Source organism: Polaribacter litorisediminis (assembly GCF_019968605.1).
In the GTDB taxonomy this organism is placed as follows: domain Bacteria; phylum Bacteroidota; class Bacteroidia; order Flavobacteriales; family Flavobacteriaceae; genus Polaribacter; species Polaribacter litorisediminis.
In genome coordinates, this window is record NZ_CP082966.1 from 475756 (window position 1) to 493159 (window position 17404).

Genomic DNA, 17404 nt, shown 5'->3' on the forward strand with positions numbered 1-17404 from the left:
TAAAATTAGGTTTTTATAACTTATTGTAGTACAAACTTTTTATGATTCCATCAGAAAGTCCAATTTTTGGAACATAAATTTTTCTTGCACCACTCCATTTCATGGAGGATAAATAGATTTTTGTAGCGGGTATAATAACATCTGCTCTATCAGGATTTAAACTTAATTCAGAAATTCTTTCTTGATAACTCATTTGTTTTAAAAACTCATATTGTGCATTCAAATAAATAAAAGAAATTGGTTTTCCTTCCGTTCTACCAGACATTTTAAAAAGTTTATTAATGTTTCCTCCAGAGCCAATTAAAGATAAGTTTTTTAAACCATTTGTATTTTTCTTAACCCATTTTTCAACATTTGCAAAAATTTCTTTGTTAACAGCTTTTTTATTATTGAGTAAACGTACTGTTCCCATTTTAAAAGACTTTGAGGTAATAATTTTACCTCCTGAAAAAACAGTAAACTCAGTGCTGCCGCCGCCAACATCTACATATAAGTACGAACTATCGCCTTCTATAAGTTCGTTTAAATCGGTAGATGATATAATGGCTGCTTCTTCTTTTCCGCCAATAATATGAATTTGAACACCAGTCTCTTTAAAGATTTTTTCAACAAGTTCAACACCATTTTTAGCCTCTCTCATTGCGGAAGTAGCGCAGGCTTTGTAGCGTTCCACATGATGAACTTTCATTAATAATTTAAAAGCTTCTATGGCATCTATCATTCTAATGGTATTTTCTTCACTAATAATACCGCTTACAAATGCGTCAGCTCCTAAACGAATGGGAACACGGACTAAAGATGATTTTTTAAATTGAGGTTCTTGTCCTTCTTTTACAACTACGTTGGATATCAGCAATCTAATGGCATTTGAACCGATATCAATAGCGCCAAATTTTTTTATTTCTAGCAAACTAAAATTATTTGTGGTTTTTAGGGAATTCAGCCATCACTGTTTTTCCTTTCTTAATATCCTTCCAATGTTTATCCTCGAATTTAATTCCTATAATTCCGCAAGTAGCAACATGCGCTAAAGGTTTATTGCCAAATTTATTTACAAAGGTATTGATGCCATGATCATGACTAAAAATAATGGCAGTATTAAAGGAATCGTCTAAAGCCTTTACGGTTTTTACTAAATAACCATCGCTAAAACTATATAATTGGCGTCTTATTTTTAGGTTAGATAGGGGATAGTCAAAATTTTCGCAAAAAATTACGGCAGTATGCAAAGCTCTATTTGCGCTACTAGACATAAAAACATCGGGTTTAGAGATTTTTTTTGATAAAAATTTAGACATTAAATGAGCGTCTTTAATTCCTCTTTTCTTTAAAGGTCTATCAATATCTTCAATTCCAGAATATTCCCAAGAAGATTTTGCATGGCGAACTATGTAAAGTGTTTTCATTTAATTTGATTATTGAAATGTAAATATAAAAATTAAGGTGACAATCGCTCTAATTTCCATGAAAAATCTTTTTGTAAAGAATATCGTATTCTATCATGCATTCTATTGGGTCTTCCTTGCCAAAATTCTAGAGAAATTGGTTTAACAAGGTAGCCTCCCCAATGTTTTGGTCTTACAATTTCTGCTCCCTCAAACTTTTTTTCGAACGTTTTTAAGTTTGTGTCGAGCTCTTCTCTAGATTTTACCACAGCACTTTGATTAGAAGCCCATGCGCCTAATTTACTACCATCAGGTCTCGATTCAAAATAGCCATCAGATAAATTTTCTGAAAGTTTTTCTGCTTTTCCTTTGATGATAATTTGTTGTTCTAAAGCAGGCCAGAAAAAAGATAGACAAATATTTTGATTGGCCTCAATGGCCTTGCCTTTTTCTGAGTTGTAATTGGTGTAAAAAATAAAGCCTTCCCAAGTATATTTTTTTAGAAGCACAATTCTACTTTTCGGAAATCCGTCTTTACCAATCGTAGAAATAGTCATAGCATTCGTTTCGACTGCAGTGCCAGAATTGTCTGCATCTAAAAACCAGGTTCGAAATAATTCCATTGGATTTTCTGGACAGTTGTCTTCTAAAAGTTCTTGCTTTTCGTAAGATTTTCTGTAATTACTTAAGTCTTTAGACATATTGAATATTTATGTAAAAATACAAATGTTTTTTAGTAAAAATAAAAAGGTTTTGACTGATTTTTGGTTACTTGTTTTTTATTTTTATCGGATAAATAAAGGATCTACTTTAATTTAAACGATTAAGATATGTAAGCTGAATTCGCGTTATTTAAAGACTAATCCACATTGTTTTTATCTTTTTTTAAGATGATATTCTCGCTTTTTTCCCAACTTCTTTTTTCTCTAATTTTTTTATAAAGTTTAATACCTAACATTAGTAAAATCCCAAAAAGTATGATGCCAACAACACCCCAAATCCAATTAATGGCACTTTTAATGGTTACTAAAAATACTACAGCAAAAAGGATTATGGTCGCGATTTCATTCCAAATTCGAAGTTGAAAAGCAGAATATTTAATAATATCTTTCTGCAATTGAGCATAAATTATTTGACAAGAATAATGAAATAAATACAATGCTAAAACAAAGGCTAGTTTTACCAACATCCAGGGTTCTGATAAATAATAAGGATTTTCAAACAACATCCAAAAAGCAAAAAAACTTGCCAAAATTGCGGAAGGCCATGTAATAATATACCAAAGCCTTTTGCTCATTAATTTATATTGCGTCTGTAAAATTTCTTTTGCAGGTTCTGGCTTTTTTTCGGCCTCTATATGATAAATAAATAACCTCGGAATATAAAATAAACCTGCAAACCAAGTAACTACAAAGATAATATGTAATGCTTTTACGTAATAAAAACTCATAGTTTTATTTTAAAGTTTAAGATATAATATTCAAAGTTCAAAGTTCAAAGTTCAAAGTTCAAAATTCAACGTTCTTTGTTTTTATTTTTTAAAGTTGATAATTGTTATGATAAACTTAAAAAGTACTTGAATTGAGTTTTTCAGCTTTGATCACAAACCACTAACCATTTATCACTTTTTCTCCTTGCCATTCATCAATCCAAGAAACCATTACATCAACCCAATCGTCATTATCATTCATACAAGGAATGTGTTTGTAATGAGTACCTCCAGCAGCCATAAAATCTTCTTCACCTTCCATGGCAATTTCCTCTAAAGTTTCTAAACAATCTGAAACAAAAGCAGGTGTAATCACTGCTAATTTCTTTTTTCCCATTTCTGGAAATTTCTCTAATTCAAAATCGGTGTAGGGCTTTAACCATGGATCTTTTAACAATCTTGACTGAAAAGAATTGCTCCATGTTCCTTCTTTTAAATTTAAGGTTTTGGCAATTTCTTTGGTGGTTTCAAAACATTGATGTCTATAGCATGTATAATGTGCCACAGAATTGCGCTCGCAACAAGAACCATCTATTTTACAATGACTTTTTGTTGGATCTGATTTTCTGATATGGCGCTCAGGAATTCCGTGGTAAGAAAACAGAATATGATCATACTCGAAACCTTTTAAATGATGCGCAATATTGTTACTCATCGCTTTTATATACTCTGGTTTGTTATAAAAAGGAGGTAAGGTATCTAAAATAATATGCGGATATTTTTCAGCTAAAATTTCTTCGGCCTGTACTACTACAGTTTCGTAAGAAGACATCGCATAATGAGGATATAGAGGGGCTAAAAAGATTTCTGTAACTCCTTGGTCAGCTAAATTTTTAATTCCTTTTTCCATGGACATAGAGCCATAACGCATCGCTAATTCAACCGGAATGTCTGTTTTGTGGTTTACTTTTTCTGCAAATCGTTCTGATATCACAACCAATGGCGACCCTTCATCCCACCAAATTTTTTTGTAAGCTTTCGCTGATTTTTTAGGTCTGAAATTTAAAATGATCCCTTTAATTAAAATGTAGCGTTTCCAATAATCAATATCGATAACACGACCATCCATTAAAAATTCATCTAAATATTTTTTAACGTCTTTTAATTCTGTAGAATCTGGTGATCCTAAGTTGTTTAGTAAAACTCCTTTCATTGTATGCTGAATTTATTTCAGATGCTGTTTGTTTATATTTTGCTAACTTTTTGTTACTTTTTGCTTCGTTATCTCATAAAGCATAATGGCCAAACTGTGAATTACATTCATGCTAGAATTTCTGCCATACATGGGTATTGAAATTGTGTAATCCATTAAATTGATGTCTTCAATTCCATTGCGTTCACTGCCCAAAATTAAGACTATTTTTTCATGATTTTTAAAATTAAAATCTTGAATATTGATGCTTTTATCAGTAATTTCTATTCCTATAATGGTGTTTCCTGCGGCTTTTAGTTGTGCGATAATTTTAGGGAAATTGACATAATACTCATAATTAATTTGAGCAATTGTATTTCTTGCCGTGTTGATTACTTTTCTGTTTTCTATGGCAGGTGAATCTTTATGAAAATAAATTTTTTCTACACCAAAACTTTCAGAAATTCTAAAACACATACCAATATTTTCTGGTGTTCTAATAGCATCGCAAACAATAGTTATTGGAAACTGTTTCTGATTGTTTTCGATATCGTAATGTGTAAGTTGTTTCAAATTGTATATTTTTCTTCAAATTGCTAATTCTGTAAACCCATCACATATTTTTTTGGTGTCGTACCAAATTTCTTTTTAAAGGCGGCAATAAAATGACTTGAAGTGCTGTAACCAACTTGCAAACCTACTTCATTTACGTTATAGAGGTTTGTTTCTAACAATCTTCTAGAATGTTCCATTTTATAATCGAACAAGAAACTAAAAACGGTATCTCCATAAATTTGCTTAAAACCTTCTTTTAATTTTTTAATATTTAAACCAACTTCATTTGCTAATTCTTGTAAACTTGGCGGTTCAGCCATATTTTCGATGATAATTTCTTTTGCTTTTCTAATTTTTAAAACATTTTCTTCATCCACTAAAAACGGACAATATTCACCCTCGGCACTTTCATCTTTCTGAAAATGCAAACTTAATAATTCGTAAACTTTTCCTTTTACATATAATTCTCTAATAGAACTGTTAATATTAGAATTGATGATTTGCTGTAAAACAATAGAAACTGTTGGTTTAATTTCTGCATCATCATAATATTTTCGGTTGCTATTTTCATCACTCAAAAAAGGAATGTAACCAGATTCTTTAGAGAATAAAGAATGAAATTTTTCTATAGAAATTAACAAAGAAATTAGGGTTGTTTTGGGTTGAATTTCTAAATGGATAGGCAATATTCTTTGTGGGTTGTATAACAGGATAGATCTGTTATCTAAAACATCAAAAGTATAAGAACCCGAATTGAATAAAAATTTAGAATTTCCTCGCAAACAAAAATGTATTTGTATAAAAGTGCTGTTGATTTCTCTTTCAAAATTTTGCACTTCGTTGCTTTCATTCTGAAAATGAAGTACATAAAACCCTTTTTCAAGATTTATTTCATCAAAAGAACTTTTACCGACATTTTTGAACATTAAAAATTATTTTTAAAGATTTAATTTATTTAGAACCATTCTACATAAATGCATTAAGAAACCTTGCTAAGGCAACAAAAATAAGGGTTTTTATAAATTTATTTATTAAATAAAAGCTAAAAAACAGATAACGTTATAAAAAGTACTTTGAGCGACATTTTTTTCTAGATGAAGTTTCTATTTTTGTGCAACTTTTTAATTCTATGCACGAGAATAAAACAACACATTTCTATAATATTGGAGTGAGCTACAAAAAAGCTGACGTAAAAACACGTGGAAAATATTCCTTATCTAACGAGAGTCAAGAATCTTTGTTAGCGTTAGCAAAGGCTAAAAAGTTTGAAGGAGTTTTTATTTTATCAACTTGTAATAGAACGGAAATTTGTGGTTTTGCAGAGCATCCTTATCAACTAATACAATTATTATGTCATTTTTCTGAAGGTTCTGTAGAAGAATTTGCTTCGATTTCTAATGTCTATAAAAACCAAGAAGCTGTTGAACATTTATTCAGAATTGGTACAGGTTTAGAAAGTCAGATTTTAGGAGATTATGAGATTGTTGGGCAATTAAGGCAGTCGTTTAAAATGGCTAAATTGCAAAATACCACAAATGCATATCTAGAAAGGCTGTTAAATAGTGTTTTTCAGGCTAGCAAAAGAGTTAAAAATGAAACAAAATTAAGTTCAGGCACAACATCTGTTTCATACGCTGCCGTGCAATATCTTATTAAAAATGTGCCCAATTATAACACCAAAAATATTTTAGTTTTTGGTCTGGGTAAAATGGGGAAACACACTTGTAAAAATTTAGCAGAATACACGCAAAACAAGTCAGTTTGTTTAATTAACCGCACAGAGCAAAAAGCGATTGAATTTATAAAAGAGCATGCTTCTATAAGAAAATCGGTTATTAAAAACTTATCAGCAGAAATTGAAAATGCTCATGTTTTAATAGTTTCTACAGGTTCTGACAAACCTACTATTTTAAAAGAACATGTTCAAAATAATAAGAAATTACTGATTTTAGATTTATCGATGCCAGAAAATGTTGCAAAAGATGTTAGAGATTTAGAAGGAGTTTCTTTGGTAAATGTTGATGAACTCTCTAAGATTACAGATGAAACTTTGGCAGTACGTCAAAAGGAAATCCCTTTGGCAGAGGCGATTATTCTAAAACATAAAACAGAATTTAACGATTGGTTAAATCACAGGAGATTTACGCCAGCAATTGCCGCTTTAAAAGAGTATTTAGAAGTTATAAAAAATGATGAAATAAATTTTCAGAAAAAGAAAATTGTTAATTTTGATGAAAATCAAGCAGAAATATTAACTTCACGTTTTATTCAAAAAATTACTACACAGTTTGTAAAACACCTAAAAGATGATGAAACTTCGGTAACAGAAAGCATCGAAGTAATGCAAAAAGTGTTTCAATCTTAATTAAATTTCATGCAAAAAATCATTAGAATAGGAACTCGCAATAGTGAATTAGCGCTTTGGCAAGCGAATAAAGTACGTAAAGAATTAAGAGAATTAGGCTACGAATCTGTTTTAGTTCCTATAAAATCTACAGGAGATATTATTTTAGATAAACCTTTGTATGAGTTAGGAATTACAGGAATTTTTACCAAAAATTTAGACATCGCCATGTTAAATGGTGATATCGATATTGCTGTACATTCTCTAAAAGATGTGCCAACTGCTTTACCAGAAGGCATTGTTCAGGCTGCCGTTTTAAAACGCGGTAATTACAACGATATTTTAGTTTTAAAAGGTAATGAAGAGTTTTTCGGTGAGCCAGAAGGATTAATCGCTACAGGTAGTTTGCGAAGAAAAGCCATGTGGTTAAATAGATATCCAACCCATAAAGTTGAAGATTTAAGAGGAAATGTAAATACACGTTTAGAAAAATTAAAAAATAGCGAAACTTGGAACGGTGCTGTATTTGCGGCGGCCGGACTAGAAAGACTTGGCATACTTCCTAAAGATGCTATCGATCTTCCTTGGATGATTTCTGCACCTGGTCAAGGAGCAATTATGATTACTGCTTTAGAAAAAGATGATTTTTCATTAGATGCTTGTGAGCAATTAAATCACCATGAAACTAAAGTTTGTGTAGGTGTGGAACGTGAGTTCTTAAGATTGTTAGAGGGCGGTTGTACTGCACCTATTGGAGCGCTAGCCTATGTTGATTCAAGAACTGAAGAAGTAAATTTTAAAGCTGTTTTATTAAAAAAAGATGGTTCTAAAAAAATAAGAGTTGCAAAAACGGCAAAACTAGGAAATCATAGATACCTAGCAAAAGATTGTGCAGATTATATAATTAATAAAGGAGGAAAAGAAATGATGGCAGAAGATGAAGGTGTTTCTACTAAAATAGCATCTGTCTATTCTACAAAAAAACTTTCTGAACTTCAAAAAGAAATATTATCCGATGCTATTGACATAAAGGATAGCGATTTTATAAAAATTCGTTTTAATAGAATTCCACCAAAGGTGATGAAAAACGAAATTGAAAATGTAATTATCACCAGCCAGAATGGAGTAGAATCAATTTTAAACTCTTTTACAAAAGATGAAATAAAATTCAAGAATATTTTTTGTGTAGGTAGAAGAACTAAAAAATTGATTGAAAATAGAATTGGTAAAGTCGCTAAAGTTGCAAAAAATGCAAAAACATTAGCAACTTATTTATCAACAACATTAGAGAATAAAGAAGTAACCTATTTTTGCAGTAATGTAAGAATGGATATTTTACCGGCCTATTTGCAAACAGCAGATATTGTGGTAAATGAAGTGGAAGCCTACAAAACAATGTTAAGTCCAAATAAATTAAACGATGCTGTTTCTGGTGTTTTATTCTATAGTCCGTCAGGAATAGAAAGTTATTTACAAGAAAATACGAAAGACAAAATTGCTTTTTGTATCGGTGAAACGACGGCAAAAGAGGCAAGAAAGCATTTTGATAATGTTCAGGTTGCCAATATGCCCAGTGTAGAGAGTGTTTTAGAATTGATAAATAGTTATTATTCAAAATAAAAAAGAATGTCTCCTCGAGCGCAGTCGAGAGGTTAATTTAGTTCTCGACTGCGCTCGAACTGACAATAAGTGCAAATAAATGTTCAGAACTCGCAGATTAAGAAAGTCAGAAGGAATTCGCAGATTAGTTAGAGAAACTAAATTGTCTGTAGATAATTTTATTTACCCATTATTTATAGAAGAAGGAGAAAACATTGAAACTGAAATTGTTTCTATGCCAGGCATCAAACGTTTTTCTTTAGACAGAATTTCTAAAGAATTAAATGAAGTTGTTTCTTTGAATATTCCTGCAGTATTATTGTTCGGAATTCCGTCCAACAAAGATGATGAAGGTACAGAAACTTGGAACGAAAACGGAATTATGCAACAAGCAATTCGTTTTATTAAAAAAAATTATCCTAGTTTATATGTAATTACAGATGTTTGTTTTTGCGAATATACATCGCATGGTCATTGCGGCATTATTCATGAGAATGATGTTGATAATGATGCAACTTTAGTAAATATTGCAAAACAAGTAGTTTCGCATGCAAAAGCTGGCGTAGATATGGTAGCGCCTTCAGGAATGATGGATGGAACCATAGATATGGTGCGCCAATCTTTAGACAATTCGGGGTTTGTAAACTTGCCAATTATGGCATATGCAGTAAAATATGCATCCGCTTTTTACGGGCCATTTAGAGATGCTGCAGATTCTGCACCTACTTTTGGTGATCGAAGAACCTATCAAATGGATCCTGCGAATAGAGATGAAGGAATGCGTGAAGCTACTTTTGATGATCAAGAAGGAGCCGATATTTTGATGGTAAAACCAGCATTATCCTATTTAGATATCATTAGAGATTTAAAGAATAATTTCGACAGACCGATTGCATGTTATAATGTAAGTGGAGAATATGCAATGGTAAAAGCTGCAGCAGAAAAAGGTTGGATTGACGGTGAAAAAGTAATGATGGAAAGTTTACTATCAATGAAAAGAGCAGGAGCAGACATTATTATTACGTATTTTGCAAAGGAGGCAGCTAAAGTTTTATTAAAGGGCTGTTAAGATGTGTAATTTTATTTATAAATTAAGTAAAAAATAAATTAGCGGTCATTCCTGCGAAGGCAGAAATCTCAAACTTTAAAAAAGAAAATGATTGTTTAAAACTCAACATCAATATTATGTTTATATTATTACAAATAAAAAAGATGGAGTTTTATACATTGGTGTTTCAAACGATTTGGAAAGAAGAATGTTTGAGCATAAAAATAAATTGGTTGAAGCTTTTTTCATCAAGATATAATTTAGATAAATTAATTTATTTTGAAGTTTATCAATATATTTCTAATGCTATCAAAAGAGAGAAGAATTTAAAGAAGTGGAAAAGAGATTGGAAAATAAATTTAATTATTGAAGAAAATTCTGATTGGAATGATTTATCAGAAGATTGGTTTGATTAATTAGGAGATTCCTGCGAAGGCAGAAATCTCAAACTGGAAAAGAGTAAATATGAAATTCAAGAATTCAAAAAAATTATATAACAAAGGATTGGTAAACTTGGTTGGGGCAGTAAATTCTCCAGTAAGAGCATTTTCATCCGTTGGTGGAAATCCGTTGTTTATCAAAAAAGCAAAAGGAAGTAAAATTACAGACGTAGACGGAAACGAATACATAGATTTGGTGCTTTCTTACGGTCCCATGATTTTAGGACATCGTCATAAAAAGGTTCAAAAAGCAATAACAAAGGCCTTAAAGAATGGGTATTCGTTTGGAGCCTCGACAAAAAATGAAATCAAACTAGCAAAAATAGTTTGCGATGCTTTTCCAGGAATGGACAAAGTTCGTTTTGTGAATTCTGGCACCGAAGCGGTCTTAAGTGCAGTTCGTTTGGCAAGAGCATTTACAGGAAAAGATAAAATTATAAAATTTTCTGGTTGCTACCACGGGCATCAAGACTCATTATTAGTTGCAGCCGGTTCTGGCTTAGCAACTTTAAGTTTGCCAGGTTCTAAAGGTGTTCCGGAAGGAGCCGTAAAAAACACTTTAATTGCTACATATAATGATTTAGAAAGTGTAAAAAAGCATTTTGAGGAACATGATGATATTGCAGGTGTCATTATAGAGCCAATCTGTGGCAATATGGGAGTTGTAATTCCGCAGAATAATTTTTTAAAAGAATTGAAAGCCTACATAGAAACCAAAGGAGCGCTATTAATTGCAGATGAGGTTATGACAGGTTTTCGTTCTAAATTTGGTGGTGCGCAAGAATTACTGGGGGTTACAGCAGATATTACTTGTTTAGGAAAGGTAATTGGTGGCGGTTTTCCTGTAGGAGCTTACGGAGCGAGAAATGAAATTATGCAAGAAGTTGCCCCTTTAGGAGGCATGTATCAAGCAGGAACGTTAAGTGGAAATCCGATTGCAATGGCAGGCGGAATAGCAACTTTAACCGAAGTGAAGAGACAGAATCCGTATGATCAGTTTAATGAAACTGCGGCTATTTTAGAAGTGATTTTATTAGAGACTGCGAAAAAATACAATGTAGATTTGGTTGTGAATCGTTTTGGTTCTATGATGAATCCATTTTTTACAAAAGAAAAAGTGACGAATTTTGCTGAAGCTCAGACTTCGGATACGAATAAGTTTGCGATTTTCTTTTGGGAAATGATTAAAAATGGTGTGTTTTTACCCCCAAGTCAATTTGAAGCTTGGTTTTTATCATCAGCAATTAAAGACAAAGACATTAAAAAAATAGCAGAGGCAGTTGATAAGGCCATGTTTGCAGTTTCAAAAATATAAAAGATGAAAACAGTGATCACGATTTTGTTTAGTTTGTTACTAGTAGGTTGTCCTAAAAACCAAGAAGGAGGTTTTACGTCGCTGTCTAAAGGAAGTTTATTTGGAAATGGTGCGGAAGGATTTAAAAAAGAGAACCTTGTAATTTCTTCAAAACAAGAATGGAAATCTTTTTTATCAAAAATAGATACTACAAATAAAGTTTCTAACACATTTGAAAATGTAATTGATTTTTCAAAAGAAATGGTTCTTGTTTGTATGGATAAGGTTCGGAATTCAGGAGGATTTTCAGTTGAAATTATAGAAGTTACACAAGAAAAAGATACTGTATTCATTAAAATAAAAAGAAAAGGTCCAAAACCCATGAGTATGGCAACTACTGTTATAAAGCAACCTTATCATATTGTGAAAATTAATAAGACAAATAAGGAAATAAAATTTCTAGAGTTATAAAAATTATGATTAAAAACGACTTATTTTTAAGAGCTTTACAAGGAGAAACTGTAGACAGGCCACCCGTTTGGATGATGCGTCAAGCAGGGAGATATTTACCAGAATTTCAGGTAATCAAAAAGAAATACGATTTTTTTACCCGCTGCAGAACACCAGAATTAGCATCAGAAATTACAGTGCAACCTATCAGAAGATATGGTATGGATGCTGCAATTTTATTTTCAGATATCTTGGTCATTCCGCAAGCAATGAATATTGAAGTGGAAATGAAACCCAATTTCGGACCTTATTTACCAAATCCTATTCGCAATCAAAAAGATTTAGATCGCGTAATTGTTCCTGATGTTCATGAAACTTTGGGGTATGTAATCGAAGCTATAAAAGCTACCAAAGAAAAGTTAAATGATGAGGTTCCGTTAATTGGTTTTGCTGGTTCACCTTGGACAATTTTATGTTATTGTGTACAAGGTCAGGGTTCTAAAAACTTTGATAAAGCAAAAGAATTATGTTTTACGAATCCTGTTGTTGCACATTCTTTACTTCAAAAAATTACAGACACAACAATTGCATATTTAAGGGCAAAAGTTGAAGCTGGTGTAAATGCTGTTCAGATATTTGATTCTTGGGGAGGAATGCTGTCTCCGATAGATTATCAAGAATTTTCTTGGCAATATATGCAGCAAATAATTGATGCTTTAAAAGATAGCACACCCGTAATCGCATTCGGAAAAGGGTGTTGGTTTGCTTTGGATAAAATGGCAAAATCAGGCGCTTCTGCTTTGGGAGTAGATTGGACCTGTTCTGCCAGAAATGCACGTTATTTATCAGGAGGAAATATTACTTTACAGGGTAATTTTGATCCTTCAAGATTGTTATCGCCTCCATCAGAAATTAAGAAGATGGTACATCAAATGATCAATGATTTCGGAAAAGATAAATATATTGTAAATTTAGGTCACGGAATTTTACCAAATATTCCTGTAGAAAATGCAAAAGCGTTTGTAGATGCTGTGAAAGAATATAAAAGCCCATCTTAATCTTCCCAAAGGGAAGAAAAACTTGTGGTTTTAAGTATGAGTTTCCTTTCCTTTGGAAAGGATTAAGGATAGGGTAATGATTAAAAACATCATTTTAGGGATTAAAGAATATGCAGGCGCTTTCGAATTGATTTCAAAACTAAAACTTTGGAAATATTTTGCCATTCCTATTTTGATAAGTATTGTTACAGCAATTTTTATAGGAATTGAAGCGTATGTTTTATCTGATAATGTAGGTGCATACATCAGTAATATATGGACTTGGGATTGGGGTAAAGAAACATTTACATCCATTAGTAATTTTATAGGAGGTTTAATTGTATTAATAATTGGTTTAATTTTATATAAACACATTATTATGGCTTTTTCAGCACCTTTTATGAGTCCTGTTTCAGAAAAAATTGAAAAACACTTTTACGGAGATGTAACGCATCTCTATAGAAAAACTACAAATACACAGCAATTAATTAGAGGAATCAGAATAAATATTAGAAATTTAATTAGAGAATTACTAATTACGTTACCTCTATTGTTATTAAAATTTATACCGATTGTAAATATATTATCAACATTGGCTTTATTTTTTGTACAATCTTATTATGCTGGTTTTGGGAATATGGATTATACCTTAGAACGTCATTTTGATTATAAGAAAAGCGTTCATTTTGTTGATAAAAATAAAGGATATGCTATTGGAAATGGAATTGTTTTTATGTTATTTTTATTACTTCCGATTATTGGAATTATTCTTGTTTTACCATTATCGGTTACTGCAGCCTCAACAAGTACACTGAAAATTTTACACGGAAATCCTAAAATTGTTTATGAAAAATAAATTAGAGCTCAAAAACAGATAATTTACCCAATAAAGAATTTATTAAATTAACAAATCCTTTTATAAATATCGGGAACACCTGCAAAATGTCAATAACCTCCTGCAAGGTTTCTTTTTAACCTTGTAGGTGTTAAAAATTTAAAAATTAATGAAATTAGAAATTTTAGAAAAAGATAAATATTATCATATTTTTAATAGAGGTATTAATGGTAATACCATTTTTGACAGTGATGAAAATATGAGGTATTTTTTAACTTTAATAAACAAATATCTTTCAGGTAAAGTTTCTGTTTTATCTTATTGTTTACTAAAAAATCATTATCATTTTTTAGTGAGAATTGATTGTGAAGGAGAAGAAGCAACTCAACTCTTTTCTAATTTATTAAATTCTTATGCAAAAGCATTTAATAAACAGCAAAAAAGAACAGGTAGTTTGTTTGAAAAACATTTCAAAAGAAAAAATATAACTACGGATGAATATTTGAAAAATAGTATTCTCTACATTCATAAAAACCCTCAAAATCATAATATAATTTCTGATTTTTCAAAGTATAAATTTTCTTCTTATAATGAAATTATAAATTTTAAATCAGATTTGATTTCTGTGGATGAAGTTATTACGTTATTTGATGATAAAAACAATTTTATTTTTTGTCATAAAAATCCGATAATGGACGAAAAAGAAAACCTACAAGGTTCTGAAAACCTTGTAGGAAGTTCTGGAAAAGTTTCAGGAAGTTTTGAAAACCTTGCAGGAGAATATCAAGATAATTTTGGAAAGAATAAATATACCTACAAGGTTTTGGAAACCTTGCAGGACAAGTCACATAGATTGCAGGAAGTTCCAGAAAATTTCCAGGAAAACAATATTAGTCTTAAAAATAAATTCTACAAATACATAGAAAACCTTCAAGATACAATTACTTCTAAATTAGAAAAAGTTGATGGGAAAGCCAAGTTTGAAGAAGATCTTTGGGAGAGAAAAGAAGGAGGAGGAGGTAGAACGCGTGTTCTTGAAAATGGTGCTGTTTTTGAAAAAGGAGGTGTCAATATTTCTGCAGTTCATGGCGAATTACCAGAAGCCTTAAGAAATCAGTTTCAGGTAAAAGAAGGAAATTTCTTTGCCTGTGGATTGAGTTTAGTGTTACATCCAATCAATCCTTTTGTGCCAACGGTGCATGCAAATTGGCGTTATTTCGAAATGTATGATGCAGAAGGAAATGTGGTAACACAATGGTTTGGTGGCGGACAAGATTTAACACCTTATTATTTATTTGATGAAGATGCTACTCATTTTCATGCTGTTTGTAAATCTGCTTGCGACAAACATCATTTAGAATTTTATCCGAAGTTTAAAAAAACCTGTGATGAATATTTTTGGAATTCACATAGAAACGAAGCACGTGGAATTGGTGGTTTATTCTTTGACTATTTAAAGGAAAACGAGGAGTTTTCTATTGAAGATCGATTCAATTTTGTGACAGAAGTCGGTAATAGCTTTTTAAATAGTTACGTTCCCATAGTTGAAAAAAGAAGAGGGTTTGAATTTACAAAAGAACATAAAGATTGGCAAGAAGTTAGAAGAGGTCGTTATGTAGAATTTAATTTGGTCCATGATAGAGGAACTTTATTTGGCTTAAAAACAAACGGAAGAATTGAAAGTATTCTTATGAGTTTACCTCCAATAGTGCAATGGAAATACAATCATCATCCAGAAGAGAATTCAGAAGAAGCGAGACTTTTACATGTTTTGGCAAATCCTAAAGATTGGATTTAAAAGAAAAAAGCAGGAACTAAGTTCCTGCTTTTTAGATTAATTCAAATAATAATTATTAGAAAGAAATTACGGCTTCTACAACTAAACCATTCATTTCTGCACCAGATAATATGTTAGACCAAACAGATGTATCAGAATTGTAAGATTGTTTTACATACTCAGCTTTTACAAGTACATTTTTTGTCATAAACCAACCAGCTCCAATATTTGTTCTTGTAATTTTTTGATCATTTGGTTTTGTTGTGCCAGAAGCATAACCTTCATTTCCGTTTACAGAATTATATCTACCTGCAACGTAGAATTGGCCTTGTTCACCAAATCTGTATAGAAGTTCAGTTCCTAGTTGTGTAAAAGAACCTTTTTCGTCTCCTTCGATTCTATTTCCTTTACTTGTTTCGTAAATTCCGAAGAATTCTAGGCCTTTATATTGTATAAATGGATTAATTTGATATGAGGCATTGTTTTTAAAGCCTGGAGTAAATCTTCCAGAAAAATCTCCACTACCAGCTAAGTTACCACCAATATTTGCATTAAAAATATTGTAATATCTTGATCCTGCTCTGTCTCCACTATACAAGTGATCTCCATTATTATAACCACTTTCACTAATAAAAGAACCTGTTAAACGAACTCTCAAAGCTTCGTTTACTTGACGATCGATACCTAATTTACCATAAAAAGTAACTTTTAAATCCTTTTCACCTAAAATAGCACCTGTACTTCTACTTGTAATGGTTTGATCTACAGTTGGGTTTAACAACCCATTAGAGATACCAGCAACAAAAATATAGTCTTTTGGTTGCACATTAATTTCAATAAAAGGTTCAACAGTATAAGAATCCATTAAATAGTTACCTACAAAAGGGTTGTAAATAGCCATGGCGTTATCAGACCTTCTAAAATGAGCATCACCATAATTTAATTGATCCACACCAATTCTTATTGTAGTTACATCCATAATATTCTTTAAAAAATCTTGTTTAATAAAGTTAAGTCTATCCATTTGTATATGCCCCCCTTTTACCCAAGTTTCATTATGATGTCTAGATGAAAGAAAAGTTCTTAAATGCATTCTTACACCATCGGCCAATTGTACATCAAAATTTAAGTTAGCGGTTGGTAAATTTACATTTCCACCAATTGCTGCTAGATTGTTAGCATCATTAGAATGATCCACTGCTTGAAATTGTATGGCAAAATCACCACCTACTCTTATTTTTACTTTTTCGAACTCTACATTATTATCTTTTTTTGTTTCAAATACATTTAATCCATCATATCCTGCTTGCCTAAAATATTGTATTTCCTGTGCATTTGTATTTAACCAACCTAAGGTTAAAAGCAGCGCTAATAAAGTGTTTTTAATTGTTTTCATAATTATTTAAGTTTATTATTGTAGTTTGTTATTTATTATTTATTATTCGAATGTTAAATTAAATGCTATGGTTATTTCATTTCCTGTTTTAATGGTTCCTAATAATGCTTTTGGAGGTTCGATTCCAAAGTCTGTCATTTTTAATTTATGACTTCCTTTTAATATTATTGGTTTACCAGATTTGTTTATTTTCGTTTCTACAGCAACACTTTTGGTAACTCCTGCAATAGTTAAATCTCCAATTAACTTTATATCGATATGTTTTGCACCTTCATTTATAATTTCTCCTTTTTTGAAGATGAATGTAATGTTCGGATGATCTTCATACTTTAAAGCTTTATAAGTAAGCTTATCCATTAAGTTTTTTCCACTTTTTATGCTTATAACTTCTACAGATACATTTAAGGTTTCTATTTTTTGGTTATTTAGTTCGTTAGTAGCTAATTGCGCAACTGTTTTTTCAACGATACTCTCCCAATCATGTAAAGTAGAAGTGCCATTTATAATGACTGTACTGGGTAATTTTATTTTTAAAATTTGGCTCTTCTCTTGCGCAGAAACCATAAAAAATATTGGTAGTAATACTATTAATAAAATTATTTTTTTCATCTGATTAATTATTT

The 17404-nt window shown here is 31.2% G+C and carries 19 protein-coding genes; 10 read left to right on the top strand and 9 right to left on the bottom strand.

The window, feature by feature from the left end; genetic code table 11:
* Positions 1 to 13 precede the first annotated feature (13 nt).
* The 7 genes from K8354_RS02040 to K8354_RS02070 form a co-directional block, all read right to left on the bottom strand.
* Positions 14 to 910 (bottom strand): Ppx/GppA phosphatase family protein, encoded by an 897-nt coding sequence (locus K8354_RS02040; RefSeq protein WP_223445023.1) that lies wholly within the window; start codon positions 908 to 910, stop codon positions 14 to 16.
* Between the two features lie 7 nt (positions 911 to 917).
* A complete protein-coding gene (locus tag K8354_RS02045; protein WP_223445025.1) occupies positions 918 to 1406 on the bottom strand; it encodes a SixA phosphatase family protein in 489 nt (162 codons plus the stop codon).
* 32 nt (positions 1407 to 1438) lie between these two features.
* Positions 1439 to 2086, bottom strand: a complete 648-nt coding sequence (gene pdxH / locus K8354_RS02050) for a pyridoxamine 5'-phosphate oxidase (RefSeq protein WP_223445027.1) — start codon at positions 2084 to 2086, stop codon at positions 1439 to 1441.
* A gap of 158 nt (positions 2087 to 2244) precedes the next feature.
* Positions 2245 to 2835 (bottom strand): CopD family protein, encoded by a 591-nt coding sequence (locus K8354_RS02055; protein WP_223445029.1) that lies wholly within the window; start codon positions 2833 to 2835, stop codon positions 2245 to 2247.
* Positions 2836 to 2995: 160 nt separating this feature from the next.
* Positions 2996 to 4027: a ferrochelatase gene (gene hemH, locus K8354_RS02060; RefSeq protein WP_223445031.1), complete on the bottom strand. Its 1032-nt coding sequence runs from the start codon at positions 4025 to 4027 to the stop codon at positions 2996 to 2998.
* Positions 4028 to 4069: 42 nt separating this feature from the next.
* On the bottom strand, positions 4070 to 4579 hold the full coding sequence (locus tag K8354_RS02065; RefSeq protein ID WP_223445034.1) for a TrmH family RNA methyltransferase: 510 nt from the start codon (positions 4577 to 4579) through the stop codon (positions 4070 to 4072).
* Positions 4580 to 4602: 23 nt separating this feature from the next.
* The gene (locus tag K8354_RS02070; protein WP_223445036.1) at positions 4603 to 5487 is read right to left on the bottom strand and encodes a helix-turn-helix transcriptional regulator; all 885 of its coding nucleotides are present in this window, start codon (positions 5485 to 5487) and stop codon (positions 4603 to 4605) included.
* 203 nt (positions 5488 to 5690) lie between these two features.
* Here K8354_RS02070 and hemA point away from each other — a divergent pair, with 203 nt between their 5' ends.
* From hemA to hemF, 10 genes are all read left to right on the top strand, one after another.
* Positions 5691 to 6926 (top strand): glutamyl-tRNA reductase, encoded by a 1236-nt coding sequence (hemA, locus tag K8354_RS02075; RefSeq protein ID WP_223445038.1) that lies wholly within the window; start codon positions 5691 to 5693, stop codon positions 6924 to 6926.
* A gap of 9 nt (positions 6927 to 6935) precedes the next feature.
* Complete coding sequence (gene hemC, locus K8354_RS02080; protein ID WP_223445040.1) at positions 6936 to 8525, top strand: hydroxymethylbilane synthase; 1590 nt, start codon at positions 6936 to 6938, stop codon at positions 8523 to 8525.
* A 79-nt stretch (positions 8526 to 8604) separates the two neighbouring features.
* Positions 8605 to 9573 carry a porphobilinogen synthase gene (gene hemB, locus K8354_RS02085; RefSeq protein WP_223445042.1) on the top strand — a complete coding sequence of 323 codons (969 nt, stop codon included), beginning with the start codon at positions 8605 to 8607 and terminating at the stop codon, positions 9571 to 9573.
* Positions 9574 to 9664: 91 nt separating this feature from the next.
* Positions 9665 to 9811 (top strand): GIY-YIG nuclease family protein, encoded by a 147-nt coding sequence (locus K8354_RS18770; RefSeq protein ID WP_367890416.1) that lies wholly within the window; start codon positions 9665 to 9667, stop codon positions 9809 to 9811.
* Positions 9786 to 9968, top strand: coding sequence for a GIY-YIG nuclease family protein (locus K8354_RS18775; protein WP_367890417.1), 183 nt, complete (start codon positions 9786 to 9788; stop codon positions 9966 to 9968). Before K8354_RS18770 ends, K8354_RS18775 begins: the two co-directional genes overlap by 26 nt.
* 49 nt (positions 9969 to 10017) lie before the next feature.
* Positions 10018 to 11307 carry a glutamate-1-semialdehyde 2,1-aminomutase gene (gene hemL / locus K8354_RS02095; RefSeq protein WP_223445044.1) on the top strand — a complete coding sequence of 430 codons (1290 nt, stop codon included), beginning with the start codon at positions 10018 to 10020 and terminating at the stop codon, positions 11305 to 11307.
* A gap of 3 nt (positions 11308 to 11310) precedes the next feature.
* The gene (locus K8354_RS02100; RefSeq protein WP_223445046.1) at positions 11311 to 11757 is read left to right on the top strand and encodes a protease complex subunit PrcB family protein; all 447 of its coding nucleotides are present in this window, start codon (positions 11311 to 11313) and stop codon (positions 11755 to 11757) included.
* 5 nt (positions 11758 to 11762) lie between these two features.
* A complete protein-coding gene (hemE, locus tag K8354_RS02105) occupies positions 11763 to 12794 on the top strand; it encodes a uroporphyrinogen decarboxylase (protein ID WP_223445048.1) in 1032 nt (343 codons plus the stop codon).
* Between the two features lie 76 nt (positions 12795 to 12870).
* Positions 12871 to 13629: an EI24 domain-containing protein gene (locus tag K8354_RS02110; RefSeq protein WP_223445050.1), complete on the top strand. Its 759-nt coding sequence runs from the start codon at positions 12871 to 12873 to the stop codon at positions 13627 to 13629.
* 868 nt (positions 13630 to 14497) lie between these two features.
* Complete coding sequence (hemF, locus tag K8354_RS02115) at positions 14498 to 15406, top strand: oxygen-dependent coproporphyrinogen oxidase (RefSeq protein WP_223447762.1); 909 nt, start codon at positions 14498 to 14500, stop codon at positions 15404 to 15406.
* Between the two features lie 55 nt (positions 15407 to 15461).
* Here the strand turns inward: hemF and K8354_RS02120 are convergent, their stop codons facing one another.
* Together K8354_RS02120 and K8354_RS02125 are read right to left on the bottom strand one after the other, a co-directional pair.
* Positions 15462 to 16781, bottom strand: a complete 1320-nt coding sequence (locus K8354_RS02120) for a hypothetical protein (RefSeq protein ID WP_223445052.1) — start codon at positions 16779 to 16781, stop codon at positions 15462 to 15464.
* 42 nt (positions 16782 to 16823) lie between these two features.
* Positions 16824 to 17390, bottom strand: a complete 567-nt coding sequence (locus K8354_RS02125) for a YceI family protein (protein ID WP_223445054.1) — start codon at positions 17388 to 17390, stop codon at positions 16824 to 16826.
* Positions 17391 to 17404 lie beyond the last annotated feature (14 nt).

Excerpts from the sequence above, each read along its gene's own strand:
- K8354_RS02045 (WP_223445025.1), bottom strand. The coding sequence starts at position 1,406 with ATGAAAACACTTTACATAGTTCGCCATGCAAAATCTTCTTGGGAATAT.
- K8354_RS02125 (WP_223445054.1), bottom strand. The coding sequence starts at position 17,390 with ATGAAAAAAATAATTTTATTAATAGTATTACTACCAATATTTTTTATG.
- K8354_RS02110 (WP_223445050.1), top strand. The coding sequence starts at position 12,871 with ATGATTAAAAACATCATTTTAGGGATTAAAGAATATGCAGGCGCTTTC.
- hemB (WP_223445042.1), top strand. The coding sequence starts at position 8,605 with ATGTTCAGAACTCGCAGATTAAGAAAGTCAGAAGGAATTCGCAGATTA.
- K8354_RS02120 (WP_223445052.1), bottom strand. The coding sequence starts at position 16,781 with ATGAAAACAATTAAAAACACTTTATTAGCGCTGCTTTTAACCTTAGGT.
- hemC (WP_223445040.1), top strand. The coding sequence starts at position 6,936 with ATGCAAAAAATCATTAGAATAGGAACTCGCAATAGTGAATTAGCGCTT.
- pdxH (WP_223445027.1), bottom strand. The coding sequence starts at position 2,086 with ATGTCTAAAGACTTAAGTAATTACAGAAAATCTTACGAAAAGCAAGAA.
- hemE (WP_223445048.1), top strand. The coding sequence starts at position 11,763 with ATGATTAAAAACGACTTATTTTTAAGAGCTTTACAAGGAGAAACTGTA.
- hemA (WP_223445038.1), top strand. The coding sequence starts at position 5,691 with ATGCACGAGAATAAAACAACACATTTCTATAATATTGGAGTGAGCTAC.
- hemL (WP_223445044.1), top strand. The coding sequence starts at position 10,018 with ATGAAATTCAAGAATTCAAAAAAATTATATAACAAAGGATTGGTAAAC.
- hemH (WP_223445031.1), bottom strand. The coding sequence starts at position 4,027 with ATGAAAGGAGTTTTACTAAACAACTTAGGATCACCAGATTCTACAGAA.
- K8354_RS02055 (WP_223445029.1), bottom strand. The coding sequence starts at position 2,835 with ATGAGTTTTTATTACGTAAAAGCATTACATATTATCTTTGTAGTTACT.
- K8354_RS02070 (WP_223445036.1), bottom strand. The coding sequence starts at position 5,487 with ATGTTCAAAAATGTCGGTAAAAGTTCTTTTGATGAAATAAATCTTGAA.
- K8354_RS02100 (WP_223445046.1), top strand. The coding sequence starts at position 11,311 with ATGAAAACAGTGATCACGATTTTGTTTAGTTTGTTACTAGTAGGTTGT.